Genomic DNA, 15,938 nt, shown 5'->3' on the forward strand with positions numbered 1-15,938 from the left:
ACATGAGTCACCTTGAAGCACGCGCCGGCCATCCTGGCGCCGCGAGCCCGGAAGTATCGATCGTCATCCCCGTGTACAACGAGGAAGACGGCCTTGCCGCGCTGTTCGCGCGCCTGTACCCGGCCCTCGACGCGCTCGGCACGTCGTACGAAGTGATCCTGATCAACGACGGCAGTCGCGACCGCTCGGCCGCGATGCTCGCGGACCAGTTCCACGTGCGTCCCGACACGACGCGCGTCGTGCTGCTCAACGGCAACTACGGGCAGCACATGGCGATCCTCGCCGGCTTCGCACAGTCGCGCGGCGAGATCGTGATCACGCTCGACGCCGACCTGCAGAACCCGCCCGAGGAAATCGGCAAGCTGATCGCGAAGATGCGCGAGGGCTACGACTACGTCGGCTCGATCCGCAAGCAGCGCCAGGACAGCCTGTGGCGCCGCAAGGCGTCGCAGATGATGAACCGCCTGCGCGAACGCATCACGCGGATCAAGATGACCGACCAGGGCTGCATGCTGCGCGCCTACAGCCGCCGCATCATCGACACGATCAACGTGTGCGGCGAGGTCAACACGTTCATCCCCGCACTCGCCTACACCTTCGCGCAGAAGCCGACCGAGATCGAGGTCGCGCACGAGGAGCGTTTCGCCGGCGAATCGAAGTACTCGCTGTACAGCCTGATCCGGCTGAACTTCGACCTCGTGACCGGCTTCTCGGTCGTGCCGCTGCAATGGCTGTCGTTCATCGGCGTGATCCTGTCGCTCGGCTCGGCCGCGCTGTTCGTGCTGCTGCTCGTGCGCCGCTTCATCGTCGGCGCGGAAGTGCAAGGCGTGTTCACGCTGTTCGCGATCACGTTCTTCCTGCTCGGCGTGATCCTGTTCGCGCTCGGCCTGCTCGGCGAGTACGTCGGCCGCATCTACCAGCAGGTGCGCGCGCGGCCGCGCTACCTGATCCAGGCGGTGCTCGAACAGCATGACGGCATGCCGGCGGCGCCGGTCGGCGCGCATCACACCGGAGCGCAATCGTGAAGCCGCGCGCCGTCGTATTCGCGTACCACAACGTCGGCGTGCGCTGCCTGCAGGTGCTGCTGGCGCGCGGCGTCGACGTCGCCCTCGTCGTCACGCACGAGGACAACCCGAACGAGAACATCTGGTTCGGCAGCGTCGCCTCGGTCGCGGCCGAGCACGGCATCCCGGTGCTCACGCCGGCCGACCCGGCCGATCCGGCGCTGCGCCGCGCGGTATCGGCCGCGCAGCCGGATTTCATCTTCTCGTTCTACTACCGCCACATGCTGCCGGCGGACCTGCTCGCGATCGCGCCGCGCGGCGCGTACAACATGCACGGTTCGCTGCTGCCGAAATACCGGGGTCGGGTGCCGACCAACTGGGCCGTGCTGAACGGCGAGACCGAGACCGGCGCGACGCTGCACGAGATGGCCGCCAAGCCCGACGCGGGCGCGATCGTCGGCCAGACCGCGGTGCCGATCCTGCCGGACGACACCGCCGCGCAGGTGTTCGACAAGGTCACGGTCGCCGCCGAGCAGACGCTCTGGCGCGTGCTGCCGGCGCTGCTCGCCGGCGAAGCGCCGCATCTGCCGAACGATCTGGCGGCCGGCAGCTACTACGGCGGGCGCAAGCCCGAGGACGGCCGCATCGACTGGTCGAAACCGGCCGCGCAGGTCTACAACCTCGTGCGCGCGGTCGCGCCCCCTTACCCGGGTGCGTTTACGGAGATCGACGGCATGCGCTTCGTCGTCGCGCGCGCGCGCCTCGCCGCGCCCGGCAGCGCCGCTGCGATCGCGGCCGCGGATTTGCCGCCCGGCCTGCACGTAAGCGATAATGCGCTATTCGGCGTCTGCGGCGACAGCCGCGCCCTATCCATACTCGAGCTGTGGCAGCAGCGCGACGGCGGCGAAACCGTCGTGACGCCCGCGGAATTCGCGCAGTTCATTCATTCTTCCCGTCATTCATGAAAGCAAAAAAAGTCCTGATCCTGGGTGTGAACGGCTTCATCGGCCACCACCTGTCCAAGCGCATTCTTGAAACCACCGATTGGGAAGTGTTCGGCATGGACATGCAGACCGACCGGCTGGGCGACCTCGTCAAGCACGAGCGGATGCATTTCTTCGAAGGCGACATCACGATCAACAAGGAGTGGGTCGAGTATCACGTGAAGAAGTGCGACGTGATCCTGCCGCTGGTCGCGATCGCGACGCCCGCGACCTACGTCCAGCAGCCGCTGCGCGTGTTCGAGCTCGACTTCGAGGCGAACCTGCCGATCGTGCGTTCGGCCGTCAAGTACGGCAAGCACCTCGTGTTCCCGTCGACCTCCGAGGTCTACGGCATGTGCTCGGACGAGCAGTTCGATCCGGACGCGTCGGCGCTCACCTACGGCCCGATCAACAAGCCGCGCTGGATCTACGCCTGCTCGAAGCAGCTGATGGACCGCGTGATCTGGGGCTACGGGATGGAAGGCCTGAACTTCACGCTGTTCCGTCCGTTCAACTGGATCGGCCCGGGCCTCGACTCGATCTACACGCCGAAGGAAGGCAGCTCGCGCGTGGTCACGCAGTTCCTCGGCCACATCGTGCGCGGCGAGAACATCAGCCTCGTCGACGGCGGCTCGCAGAAGCGCGCGTTCACCGACATCGACGACGGCATCAGCGCGCTGATGAAGATCATCGAAAATCCGAACGGCGTCGCGTCGGGCAAGATCTACAACATCGGGAATCCGAAGAATAATTTCTCGGTGCGCGAACTCGCCCACAAGATGCTCGAGCTGGCCGCGGAATTCCCCGAGTACGCCGATTCGGCGAAGCAGGTGCAGCTCGTCGAGACGACCTCCGGCGCGTACTACGGCAACGGCTACCAGGACGTGCAGAACCGCGTGCCGAAGATCGACAACACGATGCAGGAACTCGGCTGGGCGCCGCAGTCGACCTTCGACGACGCGCTGCGCAAGATCTTCGAAGCGTATCGCGGCCACGTCGCCGACGCGCGCGCACTCGTCGAGCAGCAAGGCTGACGGGACGCTCGCTTGGCTCGCATCGTCCTCAAGATCGACGTCGACACGCTGCGCGGCACGCGCGAAGGCGTGCCGAACCTCGCGCGCATCTTCGACCGCTTCAGCGCGCGCGCAACCTTCCTGTTCAGCCTCGGCCCCGATCACACGGGCTGGGCGCTGCGGCGCGTGTTTCGGCCCGGCTTCCTGAAGAAGGTGTCGCGCACGTCGGTGGTCGAACACTACGGCGTGAAGCAGCTGATGTACGGCGTGCTGCTGCCCGGCCCCGACATCGGCCGCCGCGCGCTCGCCGACATGCGCGCGATTCACGAAGCCGGCTTCGAATGCGGGATCCATACCTGGGATCACGTGTACTGGCAGGACAACGTGCGCATGCGCGACCGCGACTGGACCGCGCGTGAAATGCAGAAGAGCCACGCGCGCTTCGTCGAGGTCTTCGGTGCGCCGCCCGCCACGCACGGCGCGGCCGGCTGGCAGATGAACGACGCGGCGTTCGAGCAGATCGACGCGTGGGGGATGCGCTATGCGTCCGATGGTCGCGGCCATTCGCCGTACCTGCCCGTCGTCGGCGGCCGCACGCTGTCGCACGTGCAGATGCCGACCACGCTGCCGACGCTCGACGAGGTGCTCGGCGTCGACGGCATCGACACGCACAACGTCGCCGCGCACATCCTCAAGTTCACCGAAACCAATCCGCACGACCAGGTGTTCACGCTGCATGCGGAGCTGGAAGGCCAGAAGCTCGCGCCGGTGTTCGAGCAACTGCTCGCCGGCTGGCGCGCGCAGGGCCACACGTTTGCGACGATGGGCGACTACCACGCGACGCTGGACCGCGACTCGCTGCCATCGTACCCTGTCACGTGGGGCGAAATCCCCGGCCGCTCCGGCGAACTGATCGTCCAGCCCGACTGAGTTCGCGCGCGAGCCCGCGCTGCCTGCGGCGCGCCGCGGCAGCGCGCTCCGAATCGCGCCGCCGCGCGCGGCGCCCTTCCATAACAACAGGAGAAACACGTGTCCGTCGAAGTTGACCGTCAAGTTCCCGATTTCACCGCACCGGCCACGGGCGGCGATATTTCGCTGTCCGACCTGCGCGGCAAGAAGCTCGTGCTGTATTTCTATCCGAAGGACAACACGCCGGGCTGCACGACCGAAGGGCTGCAATTCCGCGATCTCTATCCGAAGTTCAAGAAGGCCGGCGCGGAAGTCATCGGCGTATCGCGCGACAGCCTGCGCTCGCATGACAATTTCAAGGCAAAGCTCGAACTGCCGTTCCCGCTGATCTCCGATGCCGACGAGGCGCTGTGCGCGCTGTTCGATGTCATCAAGATGAAGAAAATGTATGGCAAGGAAGTACGCGGCATCGAGCGCTCGACCTTCCTGATCGACGCCGACGGCGTGCTTCGTCAGGCATGGCGCGGCATCAAGGTGCCGGGTCACGTGGACGACGTGCTAAGTGCTGTACAAGCGCTTTGAGGCGCGTTATATTGGGCCGCAATGAATGCCAGTTCGCCCCATATTTCTCGTAGCTGCGCCGGTGCTCGTTGCGATGCTTCCCGGCACCTGACGCGCATCACGACGGTATCAGCCGAGCCGCATGTCCCGGTCCACGGGGCAGCGGCTTTTTTTATGGACTGCGCGCCGGCTCTCGGTCCGGCCCTCAACCCGTGAAGGAGTTGATCGACACTTAGGCGAACCGGCTAGACGAAATTCCTGTGCGCCACCGCGCGCAAACTGCATGCGTTTTCGTCACGCAGGATGCGATCAGCGGCGCACGCCATGCGACACGATTCCTCCCGAGGGACACCATGCCTTTGCCTACTCCCCCCAGCAAGCTCGGCAGCCTGCTGCCGCCCGATGAATACAAGGCGAAAGCGCGGCCCGCGAAAGCCGCGAAGAAATCCGCCGAAGGGGACGCATCCACAGCCGGTGACTATGGCCCGGCCAGCGTGGCCCAACCGATGACCGAAGCCGCGAACACGGCAGCGCCGCTGCGCGCCGTCGCGCCGGCCCAGGAAACCGCGAGCGCGCCCGCGCGCACGCGCAAGAGCAAACAGACCGCTGCGCTGCTGCAGCCGATGCCGGCGCCCGTCGAAGCCGACGCGCCCGTCGCGCGCAGCGACAAGCCGGCCGACGCGAAACCGGTCGCGGCGCCCGCGCGCGATGCCGGCGCCGCGACGAAGTCGCGCAGCCGCAAACCGGCCGACGCCGAGCTGCAGAAGCTGTTCGTGCTCGACACCAACGTGCTGATGCACGACCCGAGCAGCCTGTTCCGTTTCGAGGAACACGACGTCTATCTGCCGATGATGACGCTCGAGGAACTCGACAACCACAAGAAGGGGATGTCCGAAGTCGCGCGCAATGCACGCCAGGTCAGCCGCACGCTCGACGCACTGGTCGCCGACGCGGGCCCGATCTCGGCCGGCATTCCGCTCGCGCGCCTCGGCAGCCGCGAGGCGCTCGGCCGCCTGTACTTCCAGACCAAGCTCGCCGACATCGCGCCGGTCGAGGGCCTGCCCGAAGGCAAGGCCGACAACCAGATCCTCGGCGTCGTGCGCGCGCTGCAGCGCGACCGGCCGGACCGCCAGGTCGTGCTGGTGTCGAAAGACATCAACATGCGGATCAAGGCGCACGCGCTCGGCCTGCCCGCCGAAGACTACTTCAACGACCAGGTGCTCGAGGACAAGGACCTCCTCTACACCGGCGTGCGCGAACTGCCGCAGGACTTCTGGACCCGGCATGCGAAGGGCATGGAGAGCTGGCAGGACACCAAGACGGGCACCACGTACTACCGCGTGACGGGGCCGCTCGTCGCGTCGATGCTCGTCAACGAGTTCGTCTATCTCGAGCCGCAGAACGGCGAACCGACGTTCCATGCGATCGTGCGCGAGCTGAACGGCAAGACCGCGCTGCTGCAGACGCTGCGCGACTACAGCCACCACAAGAACAACGTGTGGGGCATCACCGCGCGCAACCGCGAGCAGAATTTCGCGCTGAACCTGCTGATGAACCCCGAGATCGACTTCGTCACGCTGCTCGGCCAGGCTGGCACCGGCAAGACGCTCGTCGCGCTCGCAGCCGGCCTCGCGCAGGTGCTCGACGACAAGCGCTACAACGAGATCATCGTCACGCGCGCGACCGTGCCCGTCGGCGAGGACATCGGCTTCCTGCCGGGCACCGAGGAAGAGAAGATGCAGCCGTGGATGGGCGCCTTCGACGACAACCTCGAAGTGCTGCAGAAGACCGACGACGCGGCCGGCGAATGGGGCCGTGCGGCGACGCAGGAGCTGATCCGCTCGCGACTGAAGGTCAAGAGCATGAACTTCATGCGCGGCCGCACGTTCGTCGACAAGTACCTGATCATCGACGAGGCGCAGAACCTGACGCCGAAGCAGATGAAGACGCTCGTCACGCGCGCGGGCCCCGGCACGAAGATCGTGTGCCTCGGCAACATCGCGCAGATCGACACGCCTTATCTGACGGAAGGCAGTTCGGGCCTCACCTATGTCGTCGACCGCTTCAAGGGCTGGGGCCACAGCGGTCACGTGACGCTCGCGCGCGGCGAACGCTCGCGACTCGCCGACTACGCGTCGGACATCCTGTAACGCACGGCGCGGCCAGCCGGCCGGCTTCCGATGCCTGACGGCGCTCCCTTCCGGAGCGCCGTTTTATTTTGGGGTCGCAAACCCTGATAACGCTCTGTTACGAAAACGACGACGGTTTACGCGCGAAACTTCAAGTAAATTCTCAGGAATGGTTGCGCAAGCCCTGTCGGAGCGTCTACCATCGGGCCTATCCGTTGTCATACGAATGACGGGCGCGTCGCGCCCGTCCCGTCTTTCATGCTTCGAATCTGGGTTCCCGTCGCCGTCGTTTCGCTGCTCGCGGCCTGCTCCAGCGTGCCGCCGCAGACGGCATCGCGCTCGTCCGGCATGACGATCACGACGCCGCGCGCGTTCCCGCCGCCCGCCAATTTCCCGAAATTCGTCGACCACAGCGTCGGCCAGGAAGAAATCTCGATCCAGGCGATGAGCCTGGTCGGCGTGCCCTATCGCTGGGGCGGCAACACGCCGACCAGCGGCTTCGACTGCAGCGGGCTGGTGCGCTACGTGATCGGCCGCGCGGCCGACGTGAACCTGCCGCGCACGACCGCCGACATGAGCAGCCGCGGCGTGTCGATCGATCCCGACCAGATCGCGCCCGGCGACCTGATCTTCTTCAATACGACCGGGCGGCCGCATTCGCACGTCGGCATCTACGTCGGCAAGCTGCGCTTCGTGAATGCGCCGTCGACCGGCGGCACCGTGCGGCTCGACTATCTGACGAACCCGTACTGGGCGAAGCGGTTCGACGGGATTCGCCGCGTCGCGCCGCCTCGCGCGAAGCCGACGCCGTTCGATGCGCCGACGTATGAAGCGCGGCGCGACGAGCCGCGCACGCCGGCGGCGGCCGCAGCTGTGCCGGCGCCTGCACCCGCGCCGGTCGTGGCGGCTGCCGCGCCGCAGCCGCCGGCTTATGCGGCGACGCAACGCGTGTCGGCGCCCTCGCCCGCGCCAGTCGTTGCCGCCGCACCGCCCGCATCCACCGTATCGACCGCCGCAGCCGCGCCCGCCGATCCGTACGAGCCGCCGCCGGCCCGCCTGTCCGCGGCGCGGCAACAGGCGGCGTCCGCGGGCGGCGATGCGATTGCCGCGACGTCGAATGCGACGTCGAACGCGGCAGCCGCCGGCGCGCCGGAGGTCGGCACGCAGATTCCGACGACGGCGCTGACCGCCGCCGAAGCCGCCGCCTTCGATGCGGAGCCGCCGGCCGCGCCTTCTCGTAATAGCGAGCCGGCCGCCGTGCAGGTGCTGCGCGCATCGACGCAGTCCGCGCCGGTCGGGGCCCGCACCGGCACCGCCGACGACCCGATCGCCCGCTTCGCGAACGGCAGCTATTGACGGCGTCGGGCCCGTCACGCCGGGGTTCGCGCATGTCGCGGGAGCCCGGCGACCACGATGGCGCCCTTCCCGCATCGGCGTTAGTCATCGTCATTTCGCCTGCTTGCCGATCGTCCCGGCGACCGGCGCTTCCTGTCGGGTCATCAACGGCACGCGCCACTTCTCGGACACACGCGCAGACCAGCATCGCAAGCCCGTCTCCCACACCGCAAACCGCCCCTCCACACGCGCAAAAAAAAACGCCGCAGCCTGTTCGGCATGCGGCGTTTCGTGCGTCGAAGCGTCGAGCGTTGCGCGCGTCGGCAATCAGAAGATCCGGTGTCCGAGCCACCAGCCGCCGGCTGCGATCAGCGCGGAGGCCGGAATCGTCAGCACCCACGCCCACACGATATTGCCGGCCACGCCCCAGCGCACGGCCGACAGCTTCTGCGTCGCGCCGACGCCGACGATCGCGCCGGTAATCGTATGCGTGGTCGAGACCGGAATGCCGAGGAACGACGCGATGAACAGCGTGATCGCACCGCCGCTTTCCGCGCAGAAGCCGCCGACCGGCTTGAGCTTCGTGATCTTCTGGCCCATCGTGCGCACGATGCGCCAGCCGCCGAACAGCGTGCCGAGGCCCATCGACAGGTAGCACGCGCCGATCACCCATGCCGGCGGCGCATCGGACGTCGCCGACGCATAGCCGGACGCGATCAGCAGCATCCAGATGATGCCGATCGTCTTCTGCGCATCGTTGCCGCCGTGTCCGAGGCTGTACAGCCCGGCCGACAGCAGCTGCAGCCGGCGGAAGCGCCGGTCCACCTTGCTGGGCGCGGTGCGGAAATACAGCCACGACACGCCGAGCATGAACAGCGAGCCGAGGATGAAGCCGAGCAGCGGCGAAATGAAGATGAACGCGACGGTCTTCATCAGGCCGTCGAGGTTCAGCGAGCTCCAGCCCGACTTCGCGAGCGCCGAGCCGACGAGGCCGCCGATCAGCGCATGCGACGAGCTCGACGGGATCCCGTAGTACCAGGTGATCACGTTCCAGCCGATCGCGCCGACCAGCGCGCCGAACACGACGTAGTGGTCGACGATGTCAGGGTCGATGGTGCCTTTGCCGACCGTCTGCGCGACCTTCAGGTGGAAGATGAAGTACGCGATGACGTTGAACGCGGCGGCGAACACGACGGCCTGCTGCGGCTTCAGCACGCCGGTGGACACGACCGTGGCGATCGAGTTCGCCGCGTCGTGGAAGCCGTTCATGAAGTCGAATACGAGCGCGACGAGCACCAGCGTCGCGACCATCCATAGGGCGAGTTGTATCGAATGCATCGTGGTCCGCTCAGGCGTTTTCCAGCACGATGCCTTCGATGATGTTGGCGACGTCCTCGCATTTGTCGGTGATCTCTTCGAGCAGCTCGTAGATCGCCTTCAGCTTGATGAGCGTCTTCACGTCGTCTTCCTCGCGGAACAGCTTCGACATCGCCGAGCGCAGCACGCGATCGGCTTCCGACTCCCAGCGATCGATCTCCTCGCACTGCTTGAGGATCTGCGCGGACTGCTTCATGTCGGACAGCAGCGCAACGGCCTGCTGCACGTGCTGCGCCGACTGCGTGACGATGTGCGCGAGCTGGCTCGCCTCGGACGTGACGGCACGCACGTCGTACAGCGACACGGCCGTCGCGACGTCCTCCATCAGGTCGAGGATGTCGTCCATCGTCGTGATCAGCTTGTGGATTTCGTCGCGATCGAGCGGCGTGATGAAGGTCTTGTGCAGCAGATCGATCGCTTCGTGCGTGAGCTTGTCCGCGGCCTTCTCGGCCGACTGCACGTTTTGCTTGTGGATCTCGGCATCGGCGAGATTGTCGATCAGCAGTTCGAGCTCGCGGCCACCGGAAACGATGTGCTTCGCGTGCGCGTTGAAGAGTTCAAAGAACTTGCCCTCGGTGGGCATGAATCGACCGAACATGGGATTCCTGAGAAATTGTCAAACGACTGTCACGAAAACGGGCGATATTGTACCGTTTTCGGTTGCGCCGCGACGCGCGCATATGCGCACGCCGGGATTGGATACAACGCTCGGCGAAATAAGGGTTTACATCCAGCCTTACTCGCCGTAGAAGTTTTGCGCCCCCGCAAAGTTGTCGAACTTCGTGTATTGCCCCAGGAACGTGAGTCGAACGGGGCCGATCGGACCGTTACGCTGCTTGCCGATGATGATTTCGGCCGTGCCCTTGTCGGGGCTGTCCGGGTTGTAGACTTCGTCGCGGTAGATGAACAGGATCACGTCCGCATCCTGTTCGATTGCGCCCGATTCACGCAGGTCCGACATCACCGGGCGCTTGTTCGGCCGCTGCTCGAGACCGCGGTTGAGCTGCGACAGCGCGATCACCGGCACGTCGAGTTCCTTGGCCAGACTCTTCAGCGAACGCGAGATTTCCGAGATTTCGGTTGCCCGGTTCTCGCCCTGCGACGAGCCCGACATCAGCTGCAGATAGTCGACGATGATCAGGCCGAGCTTGCCGCACTGGCGCGCCAGACGCCGCGCGCGCGAGCGCAGCTCCATCGGGTTCAGGCCGCCCGTTTCGTCGATGAACAGCTGCGCCTCGCTCATCTTCTGCACCGCATGCGTCAGCTTCGGCCAGTCTTCGTCCGTCAGGCGGCCGGTACGCATCCGGTGCTGGTCGAGCCGGCCGATCGAGCCGAGCATCCGCATCACGAGCTGGGTGCCCGGCATTTCCATCGAGAACACTGCGACCGGCAGGCCGTACTCGACCGCGACGTATTCGCCGATGTTCATCGAGAACGCCGTGTTGTGCGTCACGACGTAATCGTCGGTCACGTACAGCCGCGACGGATGCGAGACCGAAATGCACTGCGTGGCCGTCCGGCGCGTCGGCTCGATGCCGACGATGACCGGCATCTTGCGGCGTGTGCGCCCGCCCGTGAGACGCTCGCGCTTGCCCTCGAACAGGAACAGGCTCTGCGGGTCCGGATGGCTGATCGTGCATACGTAAGCCGTCGCACCGGCCTTGCGCTCGCCGCCGACCGTGAAGCTCGTCGCCTTTTCGGCGACCTGGCACCACGCCCCGAGCGAGCGCGCCAGTTCGCGCACGTCGTTCGCCAGTTGCGCACTGGCGGTCGAATAACGCACCGTCCCCCACGATTCGACCCAGCCGTCCGTGTCGAGCAGCCCGCGCAGCAGGTCCAGTCGCGCGTCCTTGTCCGCATCGAGGTAAATGCGCGGGATGAACTTGTCGTAGCTCGTCCTGCCCCATACCCCGAGCCGCTCGAGCGCCGCCTTGAGCGGATTGGCGGACGGCCGGGCCTCGTCGGCCGTCGACGGCCGGCGCTTGATGCGCCAGTCGTACTGGCCCGCGTATTCGAGCTCGAGCGACGCGTCGACGCGCGCGCGCATCCGATTCAAGGTTTCCTCGGCCTTCACGCTGAAACGCACGGCCGTACCGCCGAGCGCGCCGTCGCCGAGCAGCGCGCCGAGCACCCACGGATCGACGGGCAACGCCTCGCGGTGACCGAACTCGCCGCTCGGCATGTCGATCCACAACCGGTTCCGGTAGCGCTCGCGCGTCAGTAGCGTGCGAATCTCCGCGGTCGACAGCACGCGCGGCTTTTCCCATTCGCGGAAATGTACGCACCACAGGTGCTCGTCGCAGCATTCGGCCGAGCGCCCGTCCGAAAAGCGGACCCGATAGACCTGGCGTTCGCCCTGCGGGTAGATGCCCGTCACGATCGACGGCGCGCCGTCGACCGATGCAAGCGCGTCGCCGACCGCCAGTTCGCCCATCGGCTTCCAGCCCGTCAGCGTCCTGACGCGCGCGTCGAGCGGCTGGGCCTTGCCCATCGACGGCCGCCCGGCCACGATGATCAATTCGCCGCCATGCATCCCCGACGTCATCCGGTCGAGGTCGACGAAGCCCGTCGGCGTGCCCGTGACGTCGCTCGGGTTCGCGGTGTGGTACAGCGTGTCGATGCGCTCGACGACCTGCGTGAGCAGCGGTCCGATCTCGAGGAAGCCCTGGTTGCCGCGCGCGCCCTCTTCGGCGATCGAGAACACCTTCGACTCGGCCTCGTCGAGCAGCTGGCGGACTTCCTTGCCCTGCGGATTGAACGCGTCGGCCGAGATTTCGTCGGCGACCGACACGAGCCGGCGCAGCACCGCGCGGTCGCGCACGATTTCCGCATAGCGGCGGATGTTCGCGGCGCTCGGCGTGTTCTGGGCCAGCGCATTCAGGTAGGCGAGCCCGCCGACGTCCTCGGCCTTGCCGGACGTCGTCAGCGCTTCGTACACGGTCACGACGTCGGCCGGGCGCGTCGCCGCGATCAGCCGGCCGATATGCTCGTAGATGATCCGGTGGTCGTAGCGGTAGAAGTCGCCCTGCGACAGGAAGTCGGCAATCCGGTCCCATGCCGCGTTGTCGAGCAACAGGCCGCCCAGCACCGACTGTTCGGCTTCGACCGAGTGCGGCGGGACTTTCAGCGAATCGAGTTGGGGATCTTGCGGCGCGTTCATGGGTTGGGATTATCGCGAATTGAACGCCGGTACGCTACCGCTCACCGGCGATCGGCAATAAAAAAGGCAGGCCCCGGTTGCCCGGGCGCCTGCCCCTGTTCCTGCCCGGACGGCGCGAGCCGCCCGGCAAGAGTGCGTACGCTTAAGCGTGGTCGCCGATCACGTTGATCGTGACGTCGACGACGACGTCCGTGTGCAGCGCGACCTGGACGTTGTGCTCGCCGATCATCTTCAGCGGGCCTTCCGGCATGCGAACCTGCAGCTTCTCGACCGCGAAGCCTGCCTTCTTCAGCAGTTCGGCGACGTCTGCGTTCGTGACCGAGCCGAACAGACGGCCGTCCACGCCCGACTTCTGCGTGATTTCGAACGACTGGCCAGCCAGCTTCTCGCCGACAGCCTGCGAAGCAGCCAGCTTTTCAGCGGCGATCTTCTCGAGCTCTGCACGGCGCACTTCGAATTCGGCGATCGCTTCCTTCGTTGCACGGCGAGCCTTGCGGTTCGGGATCAGGAAGTTGCGAGCGTAACCGTCCTTGACCTTGACGATATCGCCGAGGTTGCCCAGATTGGCGACTTTTTCCAACAGAATGATTTGCATTCGAATTCTCCTTATTGCGTCGCCTGATTACGCCTTGTGCTGATCGGTGTACGGCAGCAGCGCGAGGAAACGCGCGCGCTTGATCGCCGTATCCAGCTGACGCTGATAGTGCGCCTTCGTACCCGTCAGACGAGCCGGCGTGATCTTGCCGTTTTCGCCGATGAAGTCCTTCAGCGTTTCCGTGTCCTTGTAGTCGATCTGCTCGACGCCGGCTGCCGTGAAGCGGCAGAACTTCTTGCGCTTGAAGAGCGGGTTTTGTTGCTGACGACGCTTGTCGAATTTCTTACCAGTGGGGCGGGCCATGTTCAGTCCTTTCCAATGTCCTGCAATGCTGTGATGTGAAACACCAAGGTTCGCGCGTTGCGGCTTTTCCTGGCCAGGAAGCCCGTGAACAGCGTTTCGACGCCCAGTTCACATCGCTCCAGCCTGCCGCTCGCCTCGCCGGCCGCCACCGCCTCGATCGTCATGTCGACCCGACGGGGAATGCCTGCCTCGACGACTTCCGTGCTGTGCTGCAACGTCGCGCTTGCGATCGGAACGCCGGCGGGCGTGTATCGCACCGCTGCGCGCTCGACGACGCTTGCCGTCAATTGCAACCTGTTCACGTGAGTGGCGTGCTCCTTGGTGGCTTAATCGAGACGAGCTTAAGCCTGCGCTTCGGTCGGCTGAGCAGCAGCCGCCTTCTTGGCTTCTTCGCGCTGAACTTCCTTCATCATCGGCGACGGGCCGGTTTCGGCCTTCTTCATCTTGACGATGAGGTGACGCAGCACGGCGTCGTTGAACTTGAACGCGTGTTCGAGTTCGTCGAGCGTCGTCTGGTCGCACTCGATGTTCATGCAGACGTAGTGAGCCTTCGCGAGTTTCTCGATCATGTAGGCCAGCTGGCGACGGCCCCAGTCTTCGACGCGGTGGATCTGGCCACCGTGCGACGTGATCGTGGTCTTGTAACGCTCGATCATCGCGGGCACTTGCTCGCTCTGATCGGGGTGCACGATGAAGACGATTTCGTAATGACGCATTACACACTCCTTGTGGATTGAAGCCACCCGGGCGTCTGAACCGGTGTGGCAAGTGAGAAGCCGAAGATTCTAACCCGATTACGGGGCGCGTGCAAGGCTGATCGACGATTCGCGACCGGATTCGGCCGTGTTTTCAACGACTTGAAGGGCTCCGGCCGCCGCAAACCGCGCCGGCATGGTCGTTTGCGGATCGGGGACGGATCGCAATGCGCGTGTTGACAGGGCGAGCCTTCGGGGCGGCCCGCCGCCCGCGGTCACTCCACGCGCGTGCCCGCCAGCCGCGCGTCGAGCGCCGTCCGGAACGCCGCGAGCGCGGACGGTTCCGCGTCGGTCACGGCCCACCACGTCATCCCGGCCGCGTCCCAGCGGTCGAGCGCGTAGCCCTGCGACACGGTCGCATACGGCGCGCCGCGGCCCTCGCCCGCCGGTCGCACGTAGACGTCGATCACGTGCTGCCGGTAGCGGTACACGAGCACCGCGACGCGCCGACGCCCGACATAGTCGAGCCGGCCGCCGACCAGCGCGAAGCCGCTCGCGGCCAGATCCTCGACCGGCGGCGCATAGTCGAGCCGCCCGTTGAACCACGGCTTGACCGTGTGCCGGTCGGTCGAGATCACGTCGATGTCGCGCGCGGACAGACCCGCCCGCACGTGGCTCGCGACGAGTTCGTCGACCGTGCGGTCGGTGTCGGCGCGGTGCGCGGACAGCGCCATCCCGGCCGCGGCCGCCAGCGCGACCAGCAGCGCGACGCCCCAGCCGAGGCCCGGCAGCGCGCCGACGCGCGGCCCCGGGCCCGCGGACGCCGGGCGCGCCGACGCGCCGCGACCGCCCGGCCACGAGAACCAGTGACGGCCGCGCGGCTGCGGCTGCGGCTGAGATTCGAACCCGGGACGGGACGCCGGCTCCGGCTGCTGCGCTGCGCGGCCCGCCGACGCGCCCTCCGCCCCCGGCAAACCCGCGAGGATGCGCGCACGCAGCGCGTCCGGCGCGCGATGATAATCCGCCTGCCGCACGGCCCGCCCCAGCGCGACGATCCGCGCGCGCTCGCGACGGCACGCGTCGCACCCTTCGACATGCCGCTGCACACGCAGCGCATCAGGCGCCGACAACTCGCGATCGACGTCCGCATCCAGCAGCGCGCGTGCTTCGTTACAGTCCATCGATCGCCTCCGATGCGGTTCCGCCGGCCGCCGCCCGCCCCGGCCTGGCGCCGGCTGACGGCGTTGGCGGGCCGTCCAGCAGCGCGGCAAGCCGGCGCCGGCCGCGCGCGAGCCGCGACATGACCGTGCCGACCGGCACGTCCGCGATCGCCGCGATCTCGCGGTAGCTCAGGTCCTCCATCTCGCGCAGCACCAGCACCTCGCGGTACTCGGCGGGCAGCTTCGCGAGCGCGTCGTTCACGAGCCGGACGTTCTCGCCGCGCAGCAGATGCGCGAGCGGATCCTCGCTCGCCGGCTGCCAGTCGTCGGGCAAGTCGGCGTCGTCGAGCGCCTCGGGCACCGCGACTTCATGCGCATGGGTGCGGCGCCGCCACTCGGTGTACCAGGCATGGCGCACGATCGTCAGCAGCCATGGCCGCGCGTTGTCGCCGCGACACGAATCGATGAAGCGCAGCGCGCGCACGCAGGCCTCCTGCACGACGTCGTCGGCGTCGCCGGCGCTGCCGCTCAGCCAGCGCGCAAGGTTGTACGCGGCGTCGAGATGCGGCAGCACGAGCGCGCGAAACCGCTCGCCGCGCGCCGCCGCGTCGCGCTCCGACTGCCCATCGACCGCCTGTCCGGCTTGCCCCACATGGCCTCCCTGGTCCCGGCGGCCGAAGCCGCGCCCCTGCTGCGCGATGCCCGGACAGACCG

Annotated in this window: 17 protein-coding genes and 1 pseudogene; 7 read left to right on the plus strand and 11 right to left on the minus strand. The window is 66.8% G+C overall.

Annotation, left to right across the window (positions count from 1 at the left end):
- Positions 1-2 precede the first annotated feature (2 nt).
- The 5 genes from WS57_RS27680 (at position 3) to WS57_RS27700 (ending at position 4,491) form a co-directional block, all read left to right on the plus strand.
- Positions 3-1,025: a glycosyltransferase gene (locus WS57_RS27680; RefSeq protein WP_069245121.1), complete on the plus strand. Its 1,023-nt coding sequence runs from the start codon at positions 3-5 to the stop codon at positions 1,023-1,025.
- A complete protein-coding gene (locus tag WS57_RS27685) occupies positions 1,022-1,969 on the plus strand; it encodes a formyltransferase (protein WP_069245122.1) in 948 nt (315 codons plus the stop codon). The genes WS57_RS27680 and WS57_RS27685 overlap by 4 nt, the downstream gene beginning before the upstream one ends.
- Positions 1,966-3,021: a bifunctional UDP-4-keto-pentose/UDP-xylose synthase gene (locus tag WS57_RS27690; RefSeq protein ID WP_009694043.1), complete on the plus strand. Its 1,056-nt coding sequence runs from the start codon at positions 1,966-1,968 to the stop codon at positions 3,019-3,021. Before WS57_RS27685 ends, WS57_RS27690 begins: the two co-directional genes overlap by 4 nt.
- 12 nt (positions 3,022-3,033) lie before the next feature.
- Positions 3,034-3,930, plus strand: coding sequence for a polysaccharide deacetylase family protein (locus tag WS57_RS27695; RefSeq protein ID WP_009694042.1), 897 nt, complete (start codon positions 3,034-3,036; stop codon positions 3,928-3,930).
- A gap of 99 nt (positions 3,931-4,029) precedes the next feature.
- Positions 4,030-4,491: a peroxiredoxin gene (locus WS57_RS27700; protein ID WP_009694041.1), complete on the plus strand. Its 462-nt coding sequence runs from the start codon at positions 4,030-4,032 to the stop codon at positions 4,489-4,491.
- Between the two features lie 195 nt (positions 4,492-4,686).
- Here WS57_RS27700 and WS57_RS38395 read toward each other — a convergent pair.
- A pseudogene (locus WS57_RS38395) lies at positions 4,687-4,874 on the minus strand (hypothetical protein); the annotation flags it as partial.
- On the opposite strand from WS57_RS38395, the gene WS57_RS27705 reads away from it, so the two are divergent.
- On the plus strand, positions 4,824-6,620 hold the full coding sequence (locus WS57_RS27705) for a PhoH family protein (protein WP_040127537.1): 1,797 nt from the start codon (positions 4,824-4,826) through the stop codon (positions 6,618-6,620). The pseudogene WS57_RS38395 and the gene WS57_RS27705 overlap by 51 nt on opposite strands.
- Positions 6,621-6,857: 237 nt before the next feature.
- Entirely contained in the window at positions 6,858-7,955 is a 1,098-nt protein-coding gene (locus WS57_RS27710; RefSeq protein ID WP_059512733.1) for a C40 family peptidase, read from the plus strand.
- A 90-nt stretch (positions 7,956-8,045) separates the two neighbouring features.
- On the opposite strand, the gene WS57_RS27715 is transcribed toward WS57_RS27710, so the two are convergent.
- The 10 genes from WS57_RS27715 to WS57_RS27760 form a co-directional block, all read right to left on the minus strand.
- Positions 8,046-8,261 (minus strand): hypothetical protein, encoded by a 216-nt coding sequence (locus tag WS57_RS27715; protein ID WP_009692557.1) that lies wholly within the window; start codon positions 8,259-8,261, stop codon positions 8,046-8,048.
- A complete protein-coding gene (locus tag WS57_RS27720; RefSeq protein ID WP_040127540.1) occupies positions 8,262-9,272 on the minus strand; it encodes an inorganic phosphate transporter in 1,011 nt (336 codons plus the stop codon). It abuts the gene before it with no gap.
- A 10-nt stretch (positions 9,273-9,282) separates the two neighbouring features.
- Positions 9,283-9,909, minus strand: a complete 627-nt coding sequence (locus WS57_RS27725) for a DUF47 domain-containing protein (protein ID WP_009692555.1) — start codon at positions 9,907-9,909, stop codon at positions 9,283-9,285.
- A gap of 138 nt (positions 9,910-10,047) precedes the next feature.
- A complete protein-coding gene (gene dnaB, locus WS57_RS27730) occupies positions 10,048-12,471 on the minus strand; it encodes a replicative DNA helicase (protein WP_059601961.1) in 2,424 nt (807 codons plus the stop codon).
- 142 nt (positions 12,472-12,613) lie between these two features.
- Positions 12,614-13,066 (minus strand): 50S ribosomal protein L9, encoded by a 453-nt coding sequence (gene rplI, locus WS57_RS27735; RefSeq protein ID WP_009692553.1) that lies wholly within the window; start codon positions 13,064-13,066, stop codon positions 12,614-12,616.
- Positions 13,067-13,093: 27 nt separating this feature from the next.
- Positions 13,094-13,369, minus strand: coding sequence for a 30S ribosomal protein S18 (gene rpsR, locus WS57_RS27740; protein WP_004193360.1), 276 nt, complete (start codon positions 13,367-13,369; stop codon positions 13,094-13,096).
- A gap of 2 nt (positions 13,370-13,371) precedes the next feature.
- Entirely contained in the window at positions 13,372-13,671 is a 300-nt protein-coding gene (gene priB, locus WS57_RS27745) for a primosomal replication protein N (protein ID WP_009692552.1), read from the minus strand.
- Between the two features lie 39 nt (positions 13,672-13,710).
- Positions 13,711-14,085, minus strand: a complete 375-nt coding sequence (gene rpsF / locus WS57_RS27750) for a 30S ribosomal protein S6 (protein ID WP_006402295.1) — start codon at positions 14,083-14,085, stop codon at positions 13,711-13,713.
- Between the two features lie 254 nt (positions 14,086-14,339).
- Positions 14,340-15,245 carry an anti-sigma factor family protein gene (locus WS57_RS27755; protein ID WP_059601962.1) on the minus strand — a complete coding sequence of 302 codons (906 nt, stop codon included), beginning with the start codon at positions 15,243-15,245 and terminating at the stop codon, positions 14,340-14,342.
- A complete protein-coding gene (locus WS57_RS27760; RefSeq protein WP_069245123.1) occupies positions 15,235-15,876 on the minus strand; it encodes an RNA polymerase sigma factor in 642 nt (213 codons plus the stop codon). Before WS57_RS27760 ends, WS57_RS27755 begins: the two co-directional genes overlap by 11 nt.
- Positions 15,877-15,938: the final 62 nt, after the last annotated feature.

This window comes from Burkholderia pseudomultivorans (genome assembly GCF_001718415.1).
GTDB lineage: Bacteria > Pseudomonadota > Gammaproteobacteria > Burkholderiales > Burkholderiaceae > Burkholderia > Burkholderia pseudomultivorans_A.